The sequence below is a fragment of the Neobacillus cucumis genome, assembly GCF_016908975.1.
In the GTDB taxonomy this organism is placed as follows: Bacteria; Bacillota; Bacilli; order Bacillales; family Cytobacillaceae; genus Neobacillus; species Neobacillus cucumis.
The window spans coordinates 41,043-63,590 of sequence record NZ_JAFBEX010000012.1; the positions used below are offsets into that span (position 1 = coordinate 41,043).

The window sequence follows — 22,548 nt, forward strand, 5'->3', positions numbered from 1 at the left end:
CGAACTCTATCACCTTTTGGATTATATCATACTTTATTTTGTTTTTCTTAACAAAAATGATCCTGCTAGTAAAAAAGTTGGTACTGACGATAACCCTAAAATTAGCAGCCAATCTTTTAGCGCTATAGGAAGCGTGTGAAAAATTGGTTGTAGTGGTGGGTAGTAAATAGCAATAATCATGAGCGCTAATGATGAGATAACGGCCCAAACGAGATACTGATTGCCAAACGGATTTCTTGATAATACCGACCTTTCACTGCGGCAGTCAAATACATGTATTAACTGAGCCATGACCAGAGTTGCAAAGGCAATCGTCTGTGCATATGGAAGTTGTCTTGAATCATTATGATACACAATCATAAACGCTAAAAGCGTCACTAATCCTATTAGGAAACCGCGTGAAACCACCTTCCAACCGAGGCCCCTTGAGAAAACACCTTCATTCGGACTGCGCGGACCACGTTTCATCACATTTTCCTCAGGCTTATCTAATCCTAATGCCATCGCCGGCAGACCATCTGTTACCAAGTTTACCCAAAGGATTTGAATTGGTAAGAGAGGCAGCGGCAAGGCTAAAAGCATCGCAAACAGCATAACCAAAATCTCACCGACATTGGATGCTAGTAAGTATCGGACAAATTTTCGAATATTTTCGTATATGTTTCTTCCTTCTTTAATAGCCACTTTAATGGTTGCAAAATTATCATCCAACAAAACTAGTGCTGAGGCTTCTTTGGCTACGTCTGTACCTGTAATACCCATCGCAACACCGATATCAGCAGCCTTAATCGCAGGGGCATCATTGACACCATCGCCTGTCATAGCGACAATGTGTCCTCTATTTTGCAAAGCTTTAACAATTTTAAGCTTATGTTCAGGGGATACCCTTGCAAAGACAGAAACGTCATCCACCACTTCTTCTAGTTCTTCAACGGACATCTCAGCAAGTGCTTTTCCCTCAAGCACCTTGCTTTTTTTCGTCAAAATCCCCAGCTGGGATGCAATCGCTTTGGCTGTTATGACATGGTCTCCCGTAATCATAACTGTTTTAATGCCCGCTTCCTTACACTCTTTCACCGCTGCTTTCACTTCAGGTCTTGGCGGATCGATCATCCCTTGAACCCCAATAAATGTTAATTTTTTTTCTGCTTCATGGTCGCTCAAGATTAATGTATTGGCAGGAATTGGCTTAAAGGCAATCGCAATCGTTCTTAGTGCCTGTGAGGCAAGTCCATTAATGGCATCTTGTACCTTAGTTTGCGATTCCTTACTTAAGTATTGTGTTCTCTCATCCCACAGAATGGACTCACAGATACCTAACACCACATCGGGTGCTCCCTTGGTTACGATGAAGTTGCGGCCCTGTTTGTCCTTCACATGGATACTCATCATTTTTCTCGTCGAGTCAAACGGAAATTCATTAACAATCGTAAATTCTTCTAATAATTTGGCGCGGTCAAAACCCGCTTTCATCGCACTAACAAGCAGTGCTCCTTCTGTTGGGTCTCCATCAAGGACATAATCATCATCTTTTATGGCCAATTCGGAATGGTTACATAACATTCCAAAGATGAGCATTTGCTGTAATGCCTTTTCATCTCTTGGTTGCACATTCTGCTCATTCCGATAAAAATTCCCTTGCGGCTTGTACCCAACACCGTCGACTGTCCATGTATTTCCACTACTCCATAAATGGGTAACGGTCATTTTATTTTGGGTCATCGTTCCTGTTTTGTCTGAACAAATAACCGAGGCACAGCCAAGTGTTTCAACAGCTGGCAGTTTCCTGACAATCGCATTTTTCTTAATCATTTTTTGTACACCTAATGATAGAGCAACCGTTACGATTGCCGGGAGACCTTCAGGAATGGCGGCAACGGCGAGGGATACTCCTGCCAAAAACATTTCATATAATTCATGCCCCTGTAGGACACCGACAATTACCACTAAGACTGTCAAGAACAAGGCCACAATAATTAATATTTTTCCAAGCTGCTCCAAGCGCCGCTGCAGTGGTGTATCCTGAGACTCAGCATTTTGCAGTAAATCAGCAATCTGTCCCATCGCTGTTTTCATACCGGTCGCAATGACTACCCCTAATCCGCTTCCTCTCGTAATCATCGTCCCCATAAAAGCAATATTTTCCATATCGCCGATACCGGGATTTGGATTAGTTAACGGGTCAACATGCTTGGCAACTGGCACGGATTCCCCAGTCAGCGCAGATTCCTCAATCTCTAAGCTTTTTGATTCAATGATCCGAACATCTGCACCAATTCGATCACCACTGGCAAACTTTATAATATCCCCGATAACAATTTCTTTAGATGCAATCTTAATCCATTGTCCATCGCGCATCACGGAAACCTGTGGTGCTGATAATTCTTTCAAGGCTTGAAGTGATCTTTCTGCTCGCCTTTCCTGGTAAAAGCCTAGGAAACCGTTTATTATCACAATTGCGATAATCGCAATGGCATCAATATATTCACCCAATAAACCAGAAATCAAGGTGGCAGCCAACAGCACTAACACCATAAAGTCTTTAAACTGGCTGAAAAATAAAAGCAACGCCGATTGTTTTTCTCCCTCATCTAATTCATTTAGTCCGTGCTGTTTTACTCTCTTCTTTACTTCGTCCTGTGATAATCCAGAAGAAAAGTCGGTTTCTAGAGCCTTTTCTACTTGATTGATCTTCATTTCATGGAATTTCATCCGACCATCTCACTTCCCCCTTTTATAGACTTGCTCTAAGGAAAGCTTATTCATGGTCGTCCAAAAAAATGCTAGATGAAAATGTGATTGATAGGTAATATTAAGACAGATTTTCATCAGATAGGATATAATTGAAACATAGTTACTAGAAAAGGATGTTTTCCATGTCATTTGATGGTTTATTTACAAAAGCAATGGTGGACGAGCTTGTTCGTTCCCTCAAGGGCGGACGGATCAATAAAGTTCATCAGCCATATAAAAATGAAGTTATTTTAACAATCCGCGCAAACGGAATCAATCAAAAACTTTTATTATCAGCTCACCCAAGTTATGCACGTGTCCAATTTACAAATGAAGCCTATGATAATCCAAGTGAGCCCCCAATGTTCTGTATGCTCCTTAGAAAGCATATTGAAGGCTATATTTTAGAGGATTTGTATCAGGTAGGCAATGATCGGATGATTGTGTTTGAGATTAAAGGAAGAAATGAAATTGGAGATATAAGTTATAAACAATTAATTATCGAAATTATGGGACGGCACAGTAATATTGTGTTAGTCGATAAGACGCGCAATCTTATACTTGATAGCATCAAGCACGTTTCCTTCGCTGTAAATAGCCATAGAGCCATTCTTCCTGGGCAGCCTTATATCAATCCACCAGAACAACATAAACTCAATCCATTTACTGCTTTAGAAGAAGATGTGTTGAAGAAGATTGATTTTATGAATGGCAAACTTGATCGACAGCTAGTCGAACACTTTGGAGGAATATCACCGCTCTTTGCAAAAGAAGTTATTTTCCAAAGTGGGTTAGCCAACCGGACAACCGTTCCACCTGCGTTTATACGTCTAATAAACAAAATAAATACCGGTGATATTGCCCCATCAATTATGACTGCTAATGGGAAAGAATTATTTTATTTATTCCCACTTGAGCATGTCAAGGGAGATATAAAAACCTTTGCCACTCTTAGTGAAATGCTCGACCGTTTTTATTTTGGCAAAGCCGAACGAGACCGGGTGAAGCAGCAAGGGAATGATATTGAGAGATTTATAAGCAATGAAAAGGAAAAAAATGAAAAGAAAATAGACAAGCTTGAGCGGACACTTGAAGAGGCTGAAAAGGCAGAAAAGTTTCAACTATATGGAGAGTTGTTAACCGCTAATTTATTTGCTGTCAAAAAAGGAATGAAGGAAATCGAGGTTCTTAATTATTATGATGAGAACGGGGCCATGATTGTCATTCAGCTGGATCAGAGAAAGTCACCTTCCGACAATGCACAGAAGTATTTTTCCAAATATCAAAAGGCAAAGAACGCTATTTCGATTGTGGTGGAACAAATCGACAAGGCACGTGAAGAAGTGGCGTACTTTGATAATTTGCTTCAGCAGGTAGAGTCAGCTTCACCTAAGGATTTGCAAGAAATCCGCGAGGAACTTGTGGAGGGCGGCTATATCCGCGAACGGCAAAAGCGTAATGGGAAAAAACTTCAGAACGCTAAACCTGTTTTGGATCAATTTATGGCTTCTGATGGGACAGAAATAATTGTCGGTAAGAACAATAAGCAAAATGATTATTTAACCAACAAGCTGGCAGCACGCGATGAAATCTGGCTTCATACAAAGGATATTCCTGGGTCACATGTGGTAATTCGCAGTAAGGAACCTTCTGATAAGACGATCCTAGAAGCGGCAAATTTAGCTGCCTACTATAGTAAGGCACGTAATTCAGGATCGGTCCCTGTCGATTATACAAAAGTCCGTCATGTAAAGAAACCTAATGGCGCAAAGCCTGGATTTGTTATTTATGATAATCAACAAACGATTTATGTGACGCCGGATGAGGAAATGGTTCTAAAATTGAAAAAATGATGCAAAAAAGGGAGCTCTTAGCTCCCTTTTTTAATTTATCAGCGCTTTTCAATCGTTTATCAGTACTTATTGATTATTTATCAGCACTTTTCAATCATTTAACGGCACTTTTATCTGCTTTATCAGCACTTTTAACATCTTCCTGTTTTAGCACCGATAATTTTTATTTTAACAGTGATTCTGCTGCTTCGAATTTTTGACTCCAGGCAGCTGTATCTTTGCTCCACTCAAGTAGGCTTTCTTGGTTTTCCGCACTTACATACCCCTTATCAATCGCTACTTCAATTAAGGTTGAAAAATCCGTCAATGAAAAACTGGTAATCTTTTCTTCTTCAAATACTTGTTTTCCTTTTTCAAGGCCGTATGTAAAGATCGATACAACACCTAGGACTTCACAGCCTGCTTCTTTTAACGCATTTACTGCCGTGACCACACTGCCTCCAGTAGAGATCAAGTCTTCAACTACTACTACCTTTTGACCTTCCTCTGCTTTTCCTTCAATTTGATTACCTTTGCCATGACCCTTTGCTTTTGAACGAACATAGCACATTGGCAGATCCATAAGGTCGCTCACCCAAGCAGCATGTGGGATACCAGCCGTAGCGGTACCAGCAACCACTTCTGTTCCTGGAAAATGGTCTTGAATCAACTGCTTTAGTCCAGTAGCAATGGCTTTCCTTACCTCTGGGTACGAAAGTGTTAATCGATTATCACAATAGATAGGAGAACGAAGTCCTGATGTCCATGTAAACGGCTCCTCGGGCTTTAAAGCAACCGCATTGATTTCTAGTAACTTTTCTGCAATTAAGTGTTTCATTGTTTTACTCCCTTCCATGCTTCCATCCATTGTTCATAACTTTTTAACGGGTCTTGTGAACGAGTAATTGAGCGGCCGACTACAATCGAACTGACTCCCATTGTCCGGGCTGCTTCGGGGGTTGTAACTCGTTTTTGGTCCCCAACTTGATCACTCGCCATCCTAATTCCTGGGCATACAGTCAAAAAAGATTGTCCCACTTTTTCCTTAATCAATCCTGCTTCCCATGCAGAGCAAACTACTCCATCAAGGCCAGCTTGTTTTGTTAAGGAGGCATAATGAAGCACCGATTCCTTTAAGGAAACCGGAATAAGTTGTTCTTTTTGCATTTGTTCCTCTGATGTACTCGTTAACTGTGTTACAGCGATGCAGTTCGGTCGTTTTCGTCCAGCCGCAGTCCCTGACTCTAACCCTTCAAGCGCTGCCTCCATCATTTCTTTTCCGCCAGCAGCATGAACATTAACTAAATCACATTCTAATCGGGCGAGCCCCTTCATTGCACTTTTTACTGTGTTCGGAATATCATGAAGCTTTAAGTCTAGAAAAATTTGATGGCCTTGCTCTTTTAATTGATGAATGATCGCAGGACCTTCCTGATAGAACAACTCCATTCCCACTTTTACAAAAAGCTCCTTGCCGGCAAAAGGTGTTAAAAATTGATTGACTTCATTAATGCCAGCAAAATCAAGCGCGATGATAAGCGAGTTGTTCATTCTTTTTCCAGCTCCTTCCTGTACATTCACTGATGTGTTCAACGCCTAATTGATCAAGCAGTTCCGGTAATTCCTCAATTATCGTTGGACATACAAATGGGTCTACAAAATTAGCCGTACCGACAGCAACTGCACTTGCCCCCGCATAAAAATACTCGATTACGTCTGCAGCGGTCTCAATGCCGCCCATTCCGATAATCGGAATCTCAACAGCCTGGCTTACTTCGTAAATCATCCGAATTGCGACAGGCTTTATCGCTGGTCCTGACAATCCGCCTGTTCGATTGGCCAAAATCGGTTGACCTGTTTTTAAATCCAATCTCATTCCAACCAGGGTGTTGATCATGGTCAAACCGTCCGCACCACCTGCTTCAACTGCCTTTGCCATTTCCACAATGTTCGTGACATTTGGAGACAATTTCACATATACAGGTACTTCTGATACCTCTTTTACTTTCCGGGTTAATTGCTTAGCTGTTTCAGGAATGGTGCCAAAAGCAATTCCGCCAGTCTTAACGTTAGGACATGAAATATTTAATTCTAGAGCATGTACATTTGGGGCTTTAGAAATTTGACGAGCCACTTCTATATAGTCTTCTTCAAGAGACCCAGCCACATTTGCAATGATTGGCACATCATATTGAGACAAAAACGGCAGTTCTTCGCCTATGACTTTCTCAAGTCCCGGATTTTGAAGGCCAATGGCATTTAGCATCCCCGCAGAGGTTTCCGCTACGCGTGGTGTTGGATTGCCGAATCTAGGTTCCACAGTTGTCGCTTTAATCATGATTGCCCCAAGGACACTCAAATCATAAAACTGACTGTACTCACGGCCAAAACCAAAGCAGCCAGATGCAGGCATAATCGGGTTTTTGAGTTTTAAGCCCGGTAACTCGATGTTTAAGCGATTCATATAACTACCTCCCCGGCGCGAAATACTGGGCCATCACTGCAGACCTTTTTATAAGAAGCCCCTGTTGGATCTTCTTTCTTTTTACATACACAGGCAAAGCAAGCACCAATGCCGCAGCCCATCCGTTCTTCTAACGATAAGAACAACTTTTTATCAGCATAATTTTGTTCGATTGCCCGTAACATTGGTGTTGGTCCACATGTATAAATGCAATCAAACTGCAATTCTTTCATTACATCAGTAACGAATCCTTTTTTTCCATACGTACCATCCACAGTTGTTACGTAGGTTTCCCCATTTTTCGAAAATTCTTCTTCATAGAACACTGCAGATGCCGTTTGGAAGCCAAGGACATGGATGACTTTAACACCTTTTTGAACGAGCTGATTAGACAGCTCATAAAGCGGGGGCACGCCAATGCCGCCCCCTACAAGTAAAGCTGTTTCCCCTGCTAGCACCTCATCGATAGGAAATCCATTACCAAGCGGACCAAGGATGTCGATGTACATCCCTGGTTGTGCTTCTGAAAGCATGGTGGTACCTTTTCCTTCGCTTCGGTAAATCATCGTTAGTCTTTCTTGTTCTAGGTCGTATGATGAAATACTAATTGGTCTGCGTAACAGTGGATCCAAGCCGTTTGCAACTTTAATATGCACAAACTGACCTGGTTCACTTATTTGCTTAACTAACTCTCCCTTAACGGTGAGTTCAAAGATATCAGAAGCTATTTCTTTTTGACTGAGGACTTTGCATAACTCTTTTTGGATCATGCAAATACGGCCTCCTTTTTCATCGCTGCCATTGGTTCTGCTGAAAAGTTCATGGATTCAATTACTTTAAGAATTGCATCGGCTGTGTCAAGTGAAGTTAAGCATGGAACTCCATTTTCAACAGCTTCACGGCGAATTCTAAACCCGTCACGTTCAGGCTGTTTCCCTTTTGTCAGTGTATTAATAATGAAATGTGCTTCTCCATTATGGATGACATCTAACAGTGTTTTACCTTCTGAACCAATCTTATCAACAACCTTCACTCTTAGACCTGCTTCTTCTAAAACAGCTGCCGTTCCGCTTGTTGCCATTAAACGATACCCATTTGCAGAGAAACGCTTCGCAAGTTTTAAGGCTTCCTGTTTATCCTTATCAGCTACGGTAAACAATACTGTACCGAACGGTTGGATTTTCATGCCTGAAGCAACTAAACCTTTGTATAGAGCTTTTTCAAGCGTAACATCTTTACCCATTACTTCACCAGTCGACTTCATTTCAGGTCCGAGTGTGATATCAACACTCTTAAGTTTAGCAAAGGAGAATACCGGCACTTTAACGTATACCCCTTCTTTTTCTGTAACAAGGCCTGGGATGTATCCTTGGTCGATAATTGAGACACCTAGAATTGCTTTTGTTGCGATTTTTGCCATAGGGATATTCGTTATTTTACTTAAGAATGGAACAGTCCGGCTCGATCTTGGGTTGACTTCAAGTACATATACTTGATCACCTGCAAGCACATATTGGATGTTAAGTAATCCGATAATATTTAAGCCCTTCGCCATTTTTTCTGTATACTCCACAAGTGTTTGTTTTACTTTTTCACTTAGAGTCTGCGGCGGGTAAACAGCTATGGAGTCACCTGAGTGGACGCCAGCTCGTTCGATATGTTCCATGATGCCTGGGATAAGGACGTTAGTCCCATCACAAATCGCATCAACTTCAATTTCTTTTCCTGTTAAATAACGGTCAATTAGGACTGGATGTTCTGGGTTCACTTTTACCGCATTTTTCATATAGTGAAGCAATTCCGCTTCTTGGTAGACAATCTCCATTGCCCTTCCTCCTAGTACATATGAAGGGCGGACAAGGACCGGATAACCGATTTCGCGGGCGATTACGAGTGCTTCATCGACCGACATAGCTGTTTTTCCAAGTGGCTGCGGGATGTTTAACTGCCCTAGTGCCTGTTCAAATTTATCACGGTTTTCTGCACGGTCTAAGTCTTCTAAGCTTGTTCCTAGGATTTTTACACCGTTTTCCTCAAGTTTTGCTGCCAAGTTGATTGCGGTTTGTCCGCCAAATTGAACGACAACTCCAACAGGTTTCTCTAAATCAATAATACTCATCACATCTTCAATCGTAAGTGGCTCGAAGTATAATTTGTCAGAAATACTGAAATCCGTTGAAACTGTTTCTGGATTGTTATTAATGATAATGGCTTCATAGCCCGCTTCTTTAATCGCCTTTACAGAGTGAACAGTCGCATAATCAAACTCGATCCCCTGACCGATTCGAATTGGTCCAGATCCAAGAACAACGACGCTGTTTTTCTCTGTTACAATTGATTCGTTTTCCTCTTCATATGTGCCGTAATAGTATGGTGTTGCCGATTCAAATTCTGCAGCACAAGTATCAACCATTTTATAGACTGGAACAATTCCGTGATTCTTTCTAATCTTATTAATTTCTTTTTCCGATACATTCCAGAGCTGACCTAATCTTTTATCAGTAAAGCCTTTTTGTTTTGCTTCCATTAAGATTTCCGTATCAAAAGGATTGGCTGCAATGACAGCCTCTAGTTTGATAATACCTTCCATCTTCTTCAAGAAAAATAAGTCGATTTTACTCCATTCGTGGATGGTTTCAATGGTTAATCCACGTTTTAATCCTTCTGCAATGTAAAAGAGCCTTTCGTCGCCTGCTTTGCGAATTCGTTTCTCAAGTAATTCATCATCGATTTGAGCTGCATCATTTAATTCAAAATGATAGACGCCCGCTTCAAGGGATCGGATTGCTTTTAATAAGGATTCCTCAAAAGTACGTCCAATCGCCATGATCTCTCCTGTAGCTTTCATTTGTGTTCCGAGTGAACGGTTACCCGATTCAAACTTGTCAAACGGCCATCTAGGGATTTTAGTAACGATATAATCTAATGCAGGTTCAAAACTTGCATAGGTTTTTCCAGTAACAGGGTTGATCATTTCATCAAGTGTTAAACCGACAGCAATTTTAGCTGCAAGCTTCGCAATCGGATAGCCTGTTGCTTTTGATGCTAAAGCCGAAGAACGGCTAACACGTGGATTTACCTCAATGATATAGTAATTGTAGCTGTATGGATCTAATGCAAGCTGAACATTACAGCCCCCTTCAATCCCTAGAGCACGAATAATTTTTAAGGAAACATTGCGAAGCAGCTGGTATTCGCGGTCGCTTAATGTTTGACTAGGTGCTACTACAATCGAGTCCCCAGTATGTACGCCGACTGGGTCAATGTTTTCCATATTACATACAACAATGGCATTGTCATTTCCATCACGCATTACTTCATATTCAATTTCCTTGAAACCTGCGATACTTTTTTCTAACAAACATTGCGTCACTGGGCTGTGCTTTAGTCCACTTGTAACAATTTCCTCAAGTTCCGCATCGTTATGGCAGATTCCGCCGCCCGTTCCTCCTAAGGTAAATGCAGGGCGAACAATCACAGGGTAACCGATTTTTTCAACAAATGCTTTCGCTTCAGCTAATTCATGGATAATTTCACTGTCAGGCACTGGTTCATTAAGATCATTCATAAGGGTACGGAAAAGGTCGCGATCCTCTGCTTGGTTAATCGCTGAAAGTTTCGTACCAAGAATTTCTACTTCGCATTCAGCTAAGACGCCTGATTTTGTAAGTTCGACCGCCAGGTTAAGACCTGTTTGTCCGCCAAGAGTCGCAAGAAGCGCATCTGGGCGCTCTTTGCGAATGATTCGGCTAACAAATTCTACCGTTAATGGCTCGATATAAACCGCATCCGCCATCTCTGTATCCGTCATGATCGTGGCCGGATTGGAGTTAACTAGAATGACTCGATAGCCTTCTTCTTTCAAAGCGATACATGCTTGGGCACCAGCATAGTCAAATTCTGCTGCCTGCCCGATGACAATTGGTCCTGAACCGATTACTAAAATGGATTTTATATCTGTGCGTTTAGGCATTTGCTGCAACCTCCTGTTTGTTCTTTTCCATCAAGTCCATAAATTGATTAAATAGGCCGTTTGCATCTTCCGGTCCTGGCGACGCTTCTGGATGGTATTGAACCGTAAAAGCTGGATAATCTAGATGCTTAAGTCCTTCGACTGTTCCATCGTTTACTGCAATATGGGTAATATCTAATCTTGTATTTTTAATCGATTCTGCCTCAACTGTATAACCGTGGTTTTGTGAGGTAATCGCAACCTTTCCTGTTGTCAGGTCTTTGACGGGATGATTCGAACCGCGATGTCCGAATTTCATTTTCTCTGTATTCGCTCCGCATGCTAGGGCAAATAACTGATGGCCTAAGCAAATTCCAAACAGTGGAACTCTGCCTAAAACTCCTTTTAACATATCAATTGCTTCCGGAACATCCTTTGGATCCCCAGGTCCATTTGAAAGCATAATTCCGTCCGGTCGTAATTGGAGGATTTCTTCTGCTGTTGTATGGTATGGTACGACAACAACATCGCAATCACGCTGATTGAGTTCACGTAAGATTCCGTGCTTCATTCCAAAATCAACAAGAACTACCCTTTTGCCGCGTCCTGGGCTTGGGTAAGGATTTTTTGTGGAAACTTGTTTAACTTGATTGGTTGGAAGCGGCGCTTTTTTTAATTGATTCAAGACCTCGTTCGGATCTTTTTCAATGCTGCAAATTGCTCCTTTTAGAGTTCCATATTGACGGATAATTCTTGTTAATTTTCGTGTATCAATTCCAGCAATTCCAGGGATTTTTTTCATGTCAAAGTACTCGTCTAGCGTGTACTCGTTTCTCCAATTGGACGGGAAGTCTGCTGCTTCCTTAACGATTAAACCCTTTATCGCAGGATTAATGGATTCAAAATCATCACGGTTAATCCCATAATTTCCAATAAGCGGGTAGGTTAATGTTACAATTTGTCCGCAGTAAGATGGGTCGGAGATGATTTCTTGATAACCGGTCATCCCTGTATTAAAAACGACTTCACCAATTGTTTCTGTATCACTGCCAAAGCCTTTACCGATAAAAATGGTTCCATCCTCTAAAATTAGCTGTTTTTTCATACCAATACACATCCCTTTTCCCATGCAATTTCTCCTCCAGCGATCGTCATCTCAGGCCATCCCTTACATTTCCAACCGCTGAATGGTGTATTTTTTCCTTTTGATAAGAATTCTTCTGTTTTTATCTCATGTTCTTCTTCTAGGTTCAATAGCACTAAATCTGCTGGTGCACCGACCTCAATTTTCCCATATGGAAGGCCGAAAGCTTCAGCTGGTTTGACGGTTAAATACTCGATTAACTGTTCGAGCGTGATAATATTCTTTAAGACAAAGTGTGTATATAGAAGCGGGAAGGCTGTTTCTAAACCGACAATCCCGAACGGTGCTAGCGTCATTCCCTCTGCTTTTTCTTCTGCCGTATGTGGTGCGTGATCGGTTGCAATGAAATCAATCGTCCCATCTAATAGTCCTTCGATTAAAGCCGCGCGGTCTTCTGCATCACGAAGCGGCGGATTCATTTTAAAGTTTGAATCAAGCCCTGGAATATCATCTTGGGATAATAATAAGTGGTGCGGTGTAACCTCTGCAGTTACCTTAATTCCTGCTCTTTTCGCATCCCTAACAACCCGTACGGATCCTTTTGTGCTGATGTGACAGACATGATAGTGACAATCTGCAGCTTCCGCTAACAGAACATCTCTCGCAATTTGTACCGATTCACAGACAGATGGAATTCCATTCAATCCATGTTTCTTCGCAAATGAGCCATCATGAACAGACCCCTTGTTGATTAAAGTGTTTTCTTCACAGTGAGCGACAATCGCCATGTTAAGTGCAGCCGCTTTTTTCATCGCATCAAGCATCATCGCTGCGGATTGTACGCCAACCCCATCATCCGTAAAGGCAAAGGCTCCATTTGCTTTTAGCCCCTCAAAATCCGTTAACTCCTGCCCTAATTGACGAATCGTAATTGAAGCATACGGAAGCACCCTAACCTTCGCTGTATCCTTGATCCGCTTTTGCAAGTCCTCCATGTTACTTATGGTGTCAGGCACCGGTCTTGTGTTTGGCATATTGGCAATAGTGGTAAATCCGCCTCTCGCTGCGGCTGCTGTTCCGGTTGCGATGGTTTCCTTTTTTTCGCCGCCTGGTTCACGCAGATGCACATGCAGGTCGATAAATCCTGGTGAAACTAATTTCCCTGATGCATCTACTGTACGATTTACAACAGCTTCAATCTTTTTACCTATTTTGGTGATAACCCCATTTTCTATTAATAAATCTGCTTGTTTTGTTTCTCCGTTAGATGCTATGTAGCATGCGTTCTGAATAAGTAGTTTCATTTTGGTTTCCTCCTTCAAGACTTTCGATTGATCGCTTGATTGCCGCCATTCTGACGTATACACCATTTTCCATTTGTTTAAATATTCTCGATCTCTTGCACTCTACAAGACTATCAGCAATTTCCACATTTCTATTTACTGGTGCGGGATGCATGATAATGCTGCCCTGCTTCATCATTTTTTCTCTTTCAATGGTTAACCCATATTGTGTGTGATACTCATTTGCCGTGAAGCTGCTTTTTTCTTGATGCCGTTCATGTTGAACCCGCAGCAGCATTACTACATCGGATTCTTGAATCGCTTCATCAATCGGTCTGTACTTGGACATATCTGAACTTCGGGAATCAAACCATTCTATCGGACCTGAGAACACTACTTCAGCTCCAAGCCTTGTTAATACATCGGCATTTGAACGTGCCACCCGGCTATGACGAATATCTCCGATTATCGCTATTTTCAACCCGGCAAATTGGCCAAACTCTTGATGAATCGTCATTAAATCAAGAAGTGACTGTGTTGGATGATGACCACATCCGTCTCCTCCATTAATAATCGGGATATTCACTTTTCCGACTAATTCATCAAAGTAGCGGTCCTGATCATGACGAATGACAACTGTTTTGACACCAATTGATTCTAAAGTTTTTACGGTATCATATAGTGTTTCCCCTTTTTGAACACTTGATGTCAGCACTTCAAAATGAATCACGTCTAGACCTAATCTTTTTTGAGCTACTTCAAAGCTGCTTTTCGTTCTTGTACTAGGTTCAAAAAAGAGGTTGGCAGCAAATATTTTTCCTTTTGGATGCCACTCCATTCCTTTTTTAAAGTTATGAGCATCATTTAAAATCTGATAAATCTCATCCACCTTTAATTCATTTGTGGTTAGTAAATGTTGTAACATCCATTTTCCCGCCTTTCATGATTATAAAAAACACCCTGATCATCAGGGTGTAAACAGACTATACTTTAACAAGGTAGAACAACCACCTTGTATTAGCCTCACACCCTTATAAGCCTCACTGGACTTCTTTTAAAAGGTTACCTTGTCTTTATGCAGGTTTCTTATTTGTCTCTTCTTCGAACATATTTTCATCTGCCGCTTGTCTTCCAGGCAGGATTAAGTTTAACAATACTCCGATTATAGCTGCTAACGCCATCCCCTGAATTTGGATATTATAAGGAAGCTTTACAACTGCTCCCCCGATCCCAATTACTAAAATCACGGATGAAACGACTAGATTTCGTTTATCTCCGAAGTCCACTTTACTATCCACTAACATTCTTAAGCCCGATGAAGCGATAATCCCGAAGAGAAGAATCGATACACCACCCATAACTGGTGTAGGAATCGTTTGGATTAAGGCAGTTATCTTGCCAATAAATCCAAAGATAATCGCGAAAACTGCAGCACCTGCAATGACATAGACACTGTATACTCGCGTAATCGCAAGAACTCCAATGTTTTCACCATAAGTTGTTTTTGGAGGACCGCCAATTAAGCTCGAAATTAATGTTGCTGTTCCATCACCTAAAATTGAACGATGCAAACCTGGATCTCTAATATAGTCACGTCCGACTACTTTACTTAGAACTAGTTGGTGACCAATATGCTCTGACAATGTAACAATCGCGACTGGAACGATTAGTGCAATAATATCCCATGTAATTTTTACCTTATAGCTTACAAAAGGGAAGACAAACGCTGGCATTTCAAACCAATGTGCTTTTAAAACCGGGGTGAAATCCACAACCCCAACGATTAATGCATAGATATATCCAATTATGATTCCTGCTAAGATTGGAATAATACTTAACATTTTTTTTGCGTAAATCGAGAAAATAATCGTCGCTGCCAACGTTACAAGACCTACAGAGAAGTGAAGCATGCTGTATTTCCCAGCTGGATTATTCATCGCCATTCCGACTGCTGTTGATGATAATGCTAAACCAATAACAATGATGACGGGTCCTACAACAATCGGTGGAAGTATATTCATAACCCAACGATGTCCAGACTTACTGATTACTAGTGCAACAATTCCATATACAAGTCCCGCTATAAATGTCCCAATCATTGCAGCACCTGGACCGCCTGTTTCATTTAATAATTTTATCGGGATAATGTAGGCAAATGATGAACCTAAGTACGCAGGTACTTTTCCTTTTGTTATTAAGATAAATGCAAGTGTTCCAAGTCCGCTTGAGATTAAGGCAAGAGCTGGACTTAAACCTACAAGATATGGCACGAGGATAGTTGATCCAAACATTGAGAATAGATGTTGCAGGCTTAACGTAAGCCATTGCGATGATTTTGGGACATCTGTAACATCTAAGATTGGTTTGTTATTCATGTTGTTTACTCCTAATTGATTAGTTTCTCTTTTTATTGTTTTCTTTTTATCCATAAAAAAACCCTCATTGTGTCCTGTAGATACAAAGAGGGTATAGAAAGACCAAAGAAATATTGGCTTCCCCCTTTGTCAGCCTCACAGGACTGCCTTTTAAAAGGGCGGTATTTATTTGTCAAAAATGCTTACTTGGTCTATCTTATCTATTTCCGCAAGTTGAACAACAATTTTTTCATCACTGGATGTTGGTACATTTTTACCTACATAATCTGCTCTTACTGGAAGCTCCCGGTGACCTCTATCTACCAGGACTGCGAGCTGAATTTGAGCAGGTCGACCTACATCCATCAGCGCATCAAGTCCAGCTCTGACTGTTCTTCCTGTGTATAGTACATCATCAATTAAAATTACTTTCTTTTCATTAATATCAACGGGTATATCCGAACCTTTAACAAGTGGTTCTAGGTTTTCCGTTTTTTTAGTCAAATCATCCCGATAAAGAGTAATGTCGATTTCACCAACCGAGATAGGATTTCCTTCGATTTCTTCAATTCTTGAGGCAAGGCGTTTCGCCAAATAGATACCCCTTGTTCGAATACCAACAAGCACACATTCCTCAATACCTTTATTCTTTTCAATAATTTGGTGAGCAATCCTTGTAAGTGCCCGACTAATGGCTTGTTCATCAAGGACCAGAGCTTTTGGGTTCATTTTACACCTTCTTTATTATATTAAAATAAAAAACCTCTCACCGGCTTAGGCGAGAGGTAGGTACGTAAATGTCAGCTATAGGCAATGTATGCCAATAACTTATCCGTTTCCTTCTCAGCCTCACGGGACCGAATTAAAGGGCTTATTAAACTATACTCATATTACCCCATACGTGGGCAATCGTCAATCATTATTTACGAAGTTGTTCAAGAAGATATTGAAAATCCTCCGGTAATGGCGCTTCAAACTCTAAATATTCCTTTGTTCTTGGATGGGTAAATCCTAGAATGCCCGCATGCAAGGCTTGCCCATTAATATCTAGTGTTTTTCTCGGACCATACTTCGGATCACCAGCTAGTGGATAGCCAATATATTTCATGTGAACACGAATTTGGTGGGTTCTACCTGTTTCTAACTGACACTCCACAAAAGTGAAGTCTTTAAAACGCTCCAACACATGAAAGTGTGTAACAGCATGTTTGCCGTTATCCACCACTGCCATACTTTGCCTATCCTTCGTGTCCCTAGCAAGCGGAGCGTCGATTGTACCAAAATCATGTGGGATGATTCCATGTACAATTGCTTTATATTTACGGGTAACCGTCTTTTCCACTAATTGATTCACAAGGCTTTCATGAGCCATATCGTTCTTCGCAACCATTAATAGTCCTGATGTATCTTTATCAATCCGATGGACTATGCCAGGTCTTAACACACCATTTATACCAGATAAATCCTTACAGTGTGCCATTAATCCATTCACAAGGGTGCCAGTCAAATGTCCAGGGGCAGGATGTACAACCATCCCACGTGGTTTATTCACAACTAATACATCTTTATCTTCATAATAGATATCTAAATCCATCTCTTCAGGAATGACATCTAATTCCTCTGGTTCGGGAATATTGATTTCAATGACATCATTTAAGCTACATTTATAATTTGTTTTAACAGGTTTTCCATTGACCAAAACATCTCCGTCTTTTATCCATTGTTGAACCTGTGTTCGTGACCATTCTTCGTCTAACCCTGAGATGACCTTATCAATTCGGTCTCCTTTTTGTTCTTCAAGAATGGTGTGTTCCATTTTCTCCATATGATTTCTCCTTTGATCCCCGCTCATCAAGCAGCATTTGAATCATTAACAAAATAACTCCGATTACTAAAGAAGAATCGGCAATATTAAAGACAGGGAAATTATAGCCAAAAATATACGTATGTATAAAGTCAACTACTTCCTTTCTAAGCACCCGATCAATAAAATTCCCAATCGCTCCTCCAAGCATTAAACTTAAGGAAACTCCTAATAGGATTTTTCCTTTAGCCGCTTTGCGCAAATAATACATGATGGCTACAATAACAACTAATGTAATAACATAAAAAAGCCACATTTGACCTTGGAGGATACCCCATGCAGCTCCGCGATTGCGGTGAGAAGTGATATACAAAACATTTTCAATGATCGTAATACTTTCCCCAAAATACATTTTGCTTACAATTAACCATTTTGTAAATTGGTCTAATAAAATTACAAAGATTGCGATTAAGTAATAAAACACTCAAAAAAACCTCCAACATAAGCTAACTAGACCTAGCGTTCGCTTATCTAATCTCTTCTGCATTTTAGCATACTTAATCGCATAACGACAATGTAACAATTATAAAAAAGAGGTTGAAAGGGGCTTTTTATAATAATACTCCAAGCCCTCGGTATCCTTAATAGAACGAATAGTTGGAATCATTTTCAATAAGTCCTCAGGGATAAATTCACCTGAGATCTCACATTGACCAAATTTCCCTTTCTCAAACTTTTGAATAGCAGCATTAATATCTTCAAGTTCTGACTGTAAAATGGAAGTGAGCCAGGCTTGCTTCTTTTTTTCATTCTTTAGCGATGTTTCAATTTCTTCCTTTGTCTGACGGAGTTCTAAAAACAGCTTTTCCTGCATGGCATTCATAGTTGTTACCTCCGTTATTTGTCATTTGTAATATTATCTCCGCACATTAAAATCTTGACACGAAAAAACAATTGACAACGACAACAACTATTGACGGAAAAGGTAATTTTTATAAGAAAAGCGTAAGGCGCTTAGCTTTCGGCGACAAGCACAAGACGAGCTGGCCGAAAGGTTGTTCTTTAGCCTTTTGGACGGATTGATTTAAATGTGGAGGCGACTGTTCTGGGACGAGGGCATAAGATGCCCCCTGTAAGAAGGCGCTTTTTGCCTTCTTCAGGGGGGCATCTTATGCCTTGAGTCCCAAGGAGCCGTCACTGGATAAGCTTGTGACCTCGAGCCTATGGCGCCTGGAGCTGCACAATTCTCGAAGTAGAAATTATTACCTTTTTATCTTTTAAAAAAGTCCCTTACCTATTGGCAAGGGACATTAAATTATGCTAAATGTGAATAATTTTCTTTTACGACTTCTGCACAGCGCGGGCAAAGAGTGCTATGTTCCGGATTTTGACCAACGTCAGGTGTAACAATCCAGCAGCGTTCACATGTTTCACCTTCCGCTTTTGTTACCACAATAGCAGCTGTCTCTAATTTAACCGCATCATCAGGTGCTTGATCATATGTTCCTGCAACCTCAAAACCTGACACAATAAATAATTGTTTCAAGTTCTCGTTAATCGAATGCAATAATTCTTTTGATTTTCCATTCACATATAATGATACTTTTGCTGTTAAAGACTTTCCAATTACCTTTTGATTACGTGCTTCCTCCAACGCCTTAAGCACATCATCTCGAAGCGTCATGAAGGCAGACCATTTTTCTTCAAGAGCCTTCGCCCCTTCTAATTCCTGGTATTCAGGAAGATCTGTTAATTGTACACTTTCCTCTGTAACAGCCGGGATATACTGCCAAACTTCATCCGCTGTATGTGAAAGGATTGGCGAAACTAACTTTGTTAGTGCTAACAGTGATTCATATAATACTGTTTGGATTGCACGACGCTCATGGTTATCAGTTGCTTCAATATAAAGGACATCTTTAGCAAAATCAAGATAAAATGCACTTAAATCAAGCGTACAGAAATTATTAACAGCATGATAAATACCGGCAAACTCATAATTTTCATAGGCATTCTTTACGTATTTAATTAATTTATTGAGTTTCACAAGCATAAATTGATCTACTTCACGTAAGTCTTCGTAGGCAACCTTGTTTACGGCTGGATCAAAGTCAGCTAAGTTTCCTAACAAGAATCGGAACGTGTTTCGGATTTTACGGTAAACCTCTGCCACTTGTTTAAGAATCGGATCAGATACGCGAACATCTGCCTGATAGTCAACAGAAGCGACCCATAGGCGTAAAATATCTGCGCCTAATTGATTCATAACCTTTGCAGGAACAACTGTATTCCCTAGTGATTTGCTCATTTTTCTGCCTTCGCCATCAAGCGCAAAGCCATGGCTTAATACGCCTTTGTATGGTGCTTCACCAGTTACAGCTACAGCAGTTGATAATGATGAGTTGAACCAGCCGCGATATTGGTCTGACCCTTCTAGGTAAAGGTCTGCTGGTCGTACTAAATCCTCTCTCTCAAGTAATACAGCCTGATGAGAAGAGCCAGAATCAAACCAAACATCCATGATGTCTGTTTCTTTCGTAAAGGTACCATTCGGACTTCCCGGATGCGTAAATCCTTCTGGAAGTAAATCCTTTGCTTCCCGTTCAAACCAAATATTTGATCCATTTTCACGGAAAAGATTTGAAACATGATCAATCGTTTCATCAGTAATAATTTCTTCGCCATTTTCTGCATAAAATACAGGAATTGGCACACCCCAAACACGTTGACGAGAAATACACCAATCTCCTCGGTCGCGGACCATATTAAATAACCTTGTTTCGCCCCAGGCTGGTACCCATTTCGTTTCTTTTACTGCTTCAAGTAGTTGGTCACGGAAATCCTTAATCGATGCGAACCATTGTGCAGTAGCACGGTAAATAACCGGCTTTTTGGTTCTCCAGTCATGTGGATAGGAGTGTGTAATAAAGGATAGCTTTAACAACGCGCCCGCTTCTTCTAATGCTTGAACAATTGATTTATTGGCCGTATCATAAAATAATCCTTCAAAGCCCTTTGCTTCAGCTGTCATAACACCTTTATCATCGACAGGGCATAATACCTCTAAGCCATATTTCTGACCAACATAGAAGTCATCTTCACCATGTCCTGGAGCTGTATGAACACATCCGGTACCAGCATCCGTTGTGACGTGTTCTCCTAACATTACTAAAGAATCACGGTCATATAATGGATGTGAGGCAATAATATATTCTAGATCAGAGCCTTTTACTTTTTGAACAACCTCTGCATCTTCCCAGCCCACTTCTTTTGTAAAAGCTTCTAATAAGCTCTCCGCAACCAGATACTTATTATCATTAACCGCAACAACCGCATAAGTTAGGTCAGGATGGACAGAAATACCAAGGTTGGCTGGAATAGTCCAAGGGGTTGTTGTCCAGATGACAATTTGTGTATCTGTATCGAGGACACCCTTACCATCTTTTACTTTAAAACCTACATAAATAGAAGGGGATTTTTTATCTTGGTATTCGATTTCAGCTTCAGCTAGAGCAGATTCACTAGATGGAGACCAATAAACTGGCTTAAGACCTTTATAAATGTAGCCCTTTTTGGCCATCTCGCCAAACACTTTAATTTGCTGCGCCTCATATTCTGGTTTTAGGGTGATATATGGGTTCTCCCAATCTCCTCTTACACCAAGTCGCTTAAATTGAGTCCGTTGATTATCAATTTGTTCAAGAGCATATTTTGTACAAAGTTCACGGAATTCAGCAACTGTCATTTCTTTCCGTTTAACACCTTTATTCGTTAATGCCTGCTCAATTGGCAGACCATGTGTATCCCAACCAGGAACGTATGGAGCATGAAATCCACTCATCGATTTATAGCGGACAATCATGTCCTTTAAAATCTTATTAAGAGCATGCCCCATATGGATGTCTCCATTAGCGTAAGGAGGTCCATCATGAAGGACAAACATAGGACGACCTTTTGTCCGTTCTTGTACTTTTTGATAAATATTCATTTCTTCCCATTTGGCCTGGATTTCAGGTTCTCTTTGGGGAAGGTTGCCACGCATCGGAAATTCCGTTTTTGGCATTAAAAGCGTATCTTTATATTCCATTTTCCTCTTCCTCCTAAATCCTTGTTCATATAATCAGAATAGCCAAAAGACAAATAAAAAAACCTTCTCATCCCAAATAGGGACGAGAAGGTTTATTCCCGCGGTACCACCCTGATAAATAATACCCTTTGAGTACTATCCTCTTTACCATTCGTAACGTGAATAACACGCCTAAGCCTACTGTCCCAAATGGGATTTCAACTCGGAACTCGAGGGTGATTTTCCAATTTTTCAACTATATCGGGCTTTCACCACCCCCGACTCGCTAAGAATAGCTTAAGAAAAATTGTACTGTCCCTTTCATCGTCAATTTTCATTCTATTTACTATGTTTAAAAATTATATGCTAATAAAATGCATTTCGTCAAGCTAATGAATCTTCTTCTTCATGTATCTTTAATTCTGTAGCATCGACTTCATACTCTAATAAATGATCCCAATCATCAGTATTAAGCATGTCAAGCTGTGCCTCAATTAACATCTTAAAACGTGTACGGAAAACTTTTGACTGTTTCTTTAAATCTTCAATTTCAAGGGCAATTTTTCTTGCTTTTGAAAGAGATTCATTTACAATCCGATCAGCATTTTTCTCAGCTTCTTTTATAATAAGTTTTGCTTCCTTCTGAGCATTGCGTTTTACTTCTTCGCCTGCTTCTTGCGCAATAACAATTGACTTGTTTAGCGTTTCTTCAATGTTTACAAAATGACCAAGACGATCATTCATTTCATTTAAACGTTCTTCTAGATCTCTTTTTTCTCTCAGAACTAATTCATAATCCTTAATAACCTGATCAAGAAATTCATTTACTTCATCTTCATCATATCCCCGAAAACCCTTATTAAATTCTTTATTATGAATATCTAACGGCGTTAAAGGCATTAATGCCACCTCCATGCAATCTCTGTGCTTATATATGTACTTGCAAATATTCGACAGTTTTTTCTAAATTCCTGCT

Annotated in this window: 17 protein-coding genes and 1 other annotated feature; of the genes, 1 reads left to right on the forward strand and 16 read right to left on the reverse strand. The window is 40.5% G+C overall.

Features of this window, described 5'->3' with window-relative positions:
* Positions 1-33: 33 nt before the first annotated feature.
* Positions 34-2,712 carry a calcium-translocating P-type ATPase, SERCA-type gene (locus JOC76_RS16810; protein ID WP_205179330.1) on the reverse strand — a complete coding sequence of 893 codons (2,679 nt, stop codon included), beginning with the start codon at positions 2,710-2,712 and terminating at the stop codon, positions 34-36.
* 164 nt (positions 2,713-2,876) lie between these two features.
* Here JOC76_RS16810 and JOC76_RS16815 point away from each other — a divergent pair, with 164 nt between their 5' ends.
* On the forward strand, positions 2,877-4,586 hold the full coding sequence (locus JOC76_RS16815; RefSeq protein ID WP_205179332.1) for an Rqc2 family fibronectin-binding protein: 1,710 nt from the start codon (positions 2,877-2,879) through the stop codon (positions 4,584-4,586).
* Between the two features lie 163 nt (positions 4,587-4,749).
* Here JOC76_RS16815 and pyrE read toward each other — a convergent pair whose 3' ends face one another.
* The 15 genes from pyrE to JOC76_RS16890 all read right to left on the reverse strand — a co-directional run bounded on the left by pyrE (position 4,750) and on the right by JOC76_RS16890 (position 22,472).
* Complete coding sequence (gene pyrE, locus JOC76_RS16820; RefSeq protein WP_205179334.1) at positions 4,750-5,403, reverse strand: orotate phosphoribosyltransferase; 654 nt, start codon at positions 5,401-5,403, stop codon at positions 4,750-4,752.
* Entirely contained in the window at positions 5,400-6,116 is a 717-nt protein-coding gene (gene pyrF / locus JOC76_RS16825) for an orotidine-5'-phosphate decarboxylase (RefSeq protein WP_205179336.1), read from the reverse strand. Before pyrF ends, pyrE begins: the two co-directional genes overlap by 4 nt.
* A complete protein-coding gene (locus JOC76_RS16830) occupies positions 6,088-7,029 on the reverse strand; it encodes a dihydroorotate dehydrogenase (protein WP_205179344.1) in 942 nt (313 codons plus the stop codon). Before JOC76_RS16830 ends, pyrF begins: the two co-directional genes overlap by 29 nt.
* Entirely contained in the window at positions 7,026-7,799 is a 774-nt protein-coding gene (locus JOC76_RS16835) for a dihydroorotate dehydrogenase electron transfer subunit (RefSeq protein ID WP_205179346.1), read from the reverse strand. Before JOC76_RS16835 ends, JOC76_RS16830 begins: the two co-directional genes overlap by 4 nt.
* Entirely contained in the window at positions 7,796-11,002 is a 3,207-nt protein-coding gene (gene carB, locus JOC76_RS16840) for a carbamoyl-phosphate synthase large subunit (protein ID WP_205179348.1), read from the reverse strand. Before carB ends, JOC76_RS16835 begins: the two co-directional genes overlap by 4 nt.
* Positions 10,995-12,086, reverse strand: coding sequence for a carbamoyl phosphate synthase small subunit (locus JOC76_RS16845; RefSeq protein WP_205179362.1), 1,092 nt, complete (start codon positions 12,084-12,086; stop codon positions 10,995-10,997). The genes carB and JOC76_RS16845 overlap by 8 nt, the downstream gene beginning before the upstream one ends.
* Positions 12,083-13,369 carry a dihydroorotase gene (gene pyrC / locus JOC76_RS16850; RefSeq protein ID WP_205179364.1) on the reverse strand — a complete coding sequence of 429 codons (1,287 nt, stop codon included), beginning with the start codon at positions 13,367-13,369 and terminating at the stop codon, positions 12,083-12,085. The genes JOC76_RS16845 and pyrC overlap by 4 nt, the downstream gene beginning before the upstream one ends.
* Positions 13,329-14,273, reverse strand: coding sequence for an aspartate carbamoyltransferase catalytic subunit (locus tag JOC76_RS16855; protein WP_205179366.1), 945 nt, complete (start codon positions 14,271-14,273; stop codon positions 13,329-13,331). The genes pyrC and JOC76_RS16855 overlap by 41 nt, the downstream gene beginning before the upstream one ends.
* A 148-nt stretch (positions 14,274-14,421) precedes the next feature.
* Positions 14,422-15,777, reverse strand: coding sequence for a solute carrier family 23 protein (locus tag JOC76_RS16860; RefSeq protein ID WP_372441968.1), 1,356 nt, complete (start codon positions 15,775-15,777; stop codon positions 14,422-14,424).
* A gap of 111 nt (positions 15,778-15,888) precedes the next feature.
* Positions 15,889-16,431, reverse strand: coding sequence for a bifunctional pyr operon transcriptional regulator/uracil phosphoribosyltransferase PyrR (gene pyrR / locus JOC76_RS16865; protein WP_205179368.1), 543 nt, complete (start codon positions 16,429-16,431; stop codon positions 15,889-15,891).
* 190 nt (positions 16,432-16,621) lie between these two features.
* Complete coding sequence (locus tag JOC76_RS16870; protein ID WP_205179370.1) at positions 16,622-17,527, reverse strand: RluA family pseudouridine synthase; 906 nt, start codon at positions 17,525-17,527, stop codon at positions 16,622-16,624.
* Entirely contained in the window at positions 17,499-17,990 is a 492-nt protein-coding gene (gene lspA / locus JOC76_RS16875; protein ID WP_205179372.1) for a signal peptidase II, read from the reverse strand. Before lspA ends, JOC76_RS16870 begins: the two co-directional genes overlap by 29 nt.
* A 99-nt stretch (positions 17,991-18,089) precedes the next feature.
* Complete coding sequence (locus JOC76_RS16880) at positions 18,090-18,389, reverse strand: hypothetical protein (protein WP_205179374.1); 300 nt, start codon at positions 18,387-18,389, stop codon at positions 18,090-18,092.
* Between the two features lie 432 nt (positions 18,390-18,821).
* On the reverse strand, positions 18,822-21,593 hold the full coding sequence (gene ileS, locus JOC76_RS16885; protein ID WP_205179375.1) for an isoleucine--tRNA ligase: 2,772 nt from the start codon (positions 21,591-21,593) through the stop codon (positions 18,822-18,824).
* Positions 21,594-21,668: 75 nt separating this feature from the next.
* Positions 21,669-21,906: a binding site (T-box leader), on the reverse strand.
* A 50-nt stretch (positions 21,907-21,956) separates the two neighbouring features.
* The gene (locus tag JOC76_RS16890; RefSeq protein WP_205179376.1) at positions 21,957-22,472 is read right to left on the reverse strand and encodes a DivIVA domain-containing protein; all 516 of its coding nucleotides are present in this window, start codon (positions 22,470-22,472) and stop codon (positions 21,957-21,959) included.
* Between the last annotated feature and the right edge of the window lie 76 nt (positions 22,473-22,548).

Excerpts from the sequence above, each read along its gene's own strand:
- JOC76_RS16810 (WP_205179330.1), bottom strand. The coding sequence starts at position 2,712 with ATGAAATTCCATGAAATGAAGATCAATCAAGTAGAAAAGGCTCTAGAA.
- JOC76_RS16815 (WP_205179332.1), top strand. The coding sequence starts at position 2,877 with ATGTCATTTGATGGTTTATTTACAAAAGCAATGGTGGACGAGCTTGTT.
- pyrE (WP_205179334.1), bottom strand. The coding sequence starts at position 5,403 with ATGAAACACTTAATTGCAGAAAAGTTACTAGAAATCAATGCGGTTGCT.
- pyrF (WP_205179336.1), bottom strand. The coding sequence starts at position 6,116 with ATGAACAACTCGCTTATCATCGCGCTTGATTTTGCTGGCATTAATGAA.
- JOC76_RS16830 (WP_205179344.1), bottom strand. The coding sequence starts at position 7,029 with ATGAATCGCTTAAACATCGAGTTACCGGGCTTAAAACTCAAAAACCCG.
- JOC76_RS16835 (WP_205179346.1), bottom strand. The coding sequence starts at position 7,799 with ATGATCCAAAAAGAGTTATGCAAAGTCCTCAGTCAAAAAGAAATAGCT.
- carB (WP_205179348.1), bottom strand. The coding sequence starts at position 11,002 with ATGCCTAAACGCACAGATATAAAATCCATTTTAGTAATCGGTTCAGGA.
- JOC76_RS16845 (WP_205179362.1), bottom strand. The coding sequence starts at position 12,086 with ATGAAAAAACAGCTAATTTTAGAGGATGGAACCATTTTTATCGGTAAA.
- pyrC (WP_205179364.1), bottom strand. The coding sequence starts at position 13,369 with ATGAAACTACTTATTCAGAACGCATGCTACATAGCATCTAACGGAGAA.
- JOC76_RS16855 (WP_205179366.1), bottom strand. The coding sequence starts at position 14,273 with ATGTTACAACATTTACTAACCACAAATGAATTAAAGGTGGATGAGATT.
- JOC76_RS16860 (WP_372441968.1), bottom strand. The coding sequence starts at position 15,777 with ATGGATAAAAAGAAAACAATAAAAAGAGAAACTAATCAATTAGGAGTA.
- pyrR (WP_205179368.1), bottom strand. The coding sequence starts at position 16,431 with ATGAACCCAAAAGCTCTGGTCCTTGATGAACAAGCCATTAGTCGGGCA.
- JOC76_RS16870 (WP_205179370.1), bottom strand. The coding sequence starts at position 17,527 with ATGGAGAAAATGGAACACACCATTCTTGAAGAACAAAAAGGAGACCGA.
- JOC76_RS16880 (WP_205179374.1), bottom strand. The coding sequence starts at position 18,389 with ATGAATGCCATGCAGGAAAAGCTGTTTTTAGAACTCCGTCAGACAAAG.
- ileS (WP_205179375.1), bottom strand. The coding sequence starts at position 21,593 with ATGGAATATAAAGATACGCTTTTAATGCCAAAAACGGAATTTCCGATG.
- JOC76_RS16890 (WP_205179376.1), bottom strand. The coding sequence starts at position 22,472 with ATGCCTTTAACGCCGTTAGATATTCATAATAAAGAATTTAATAAGGGT.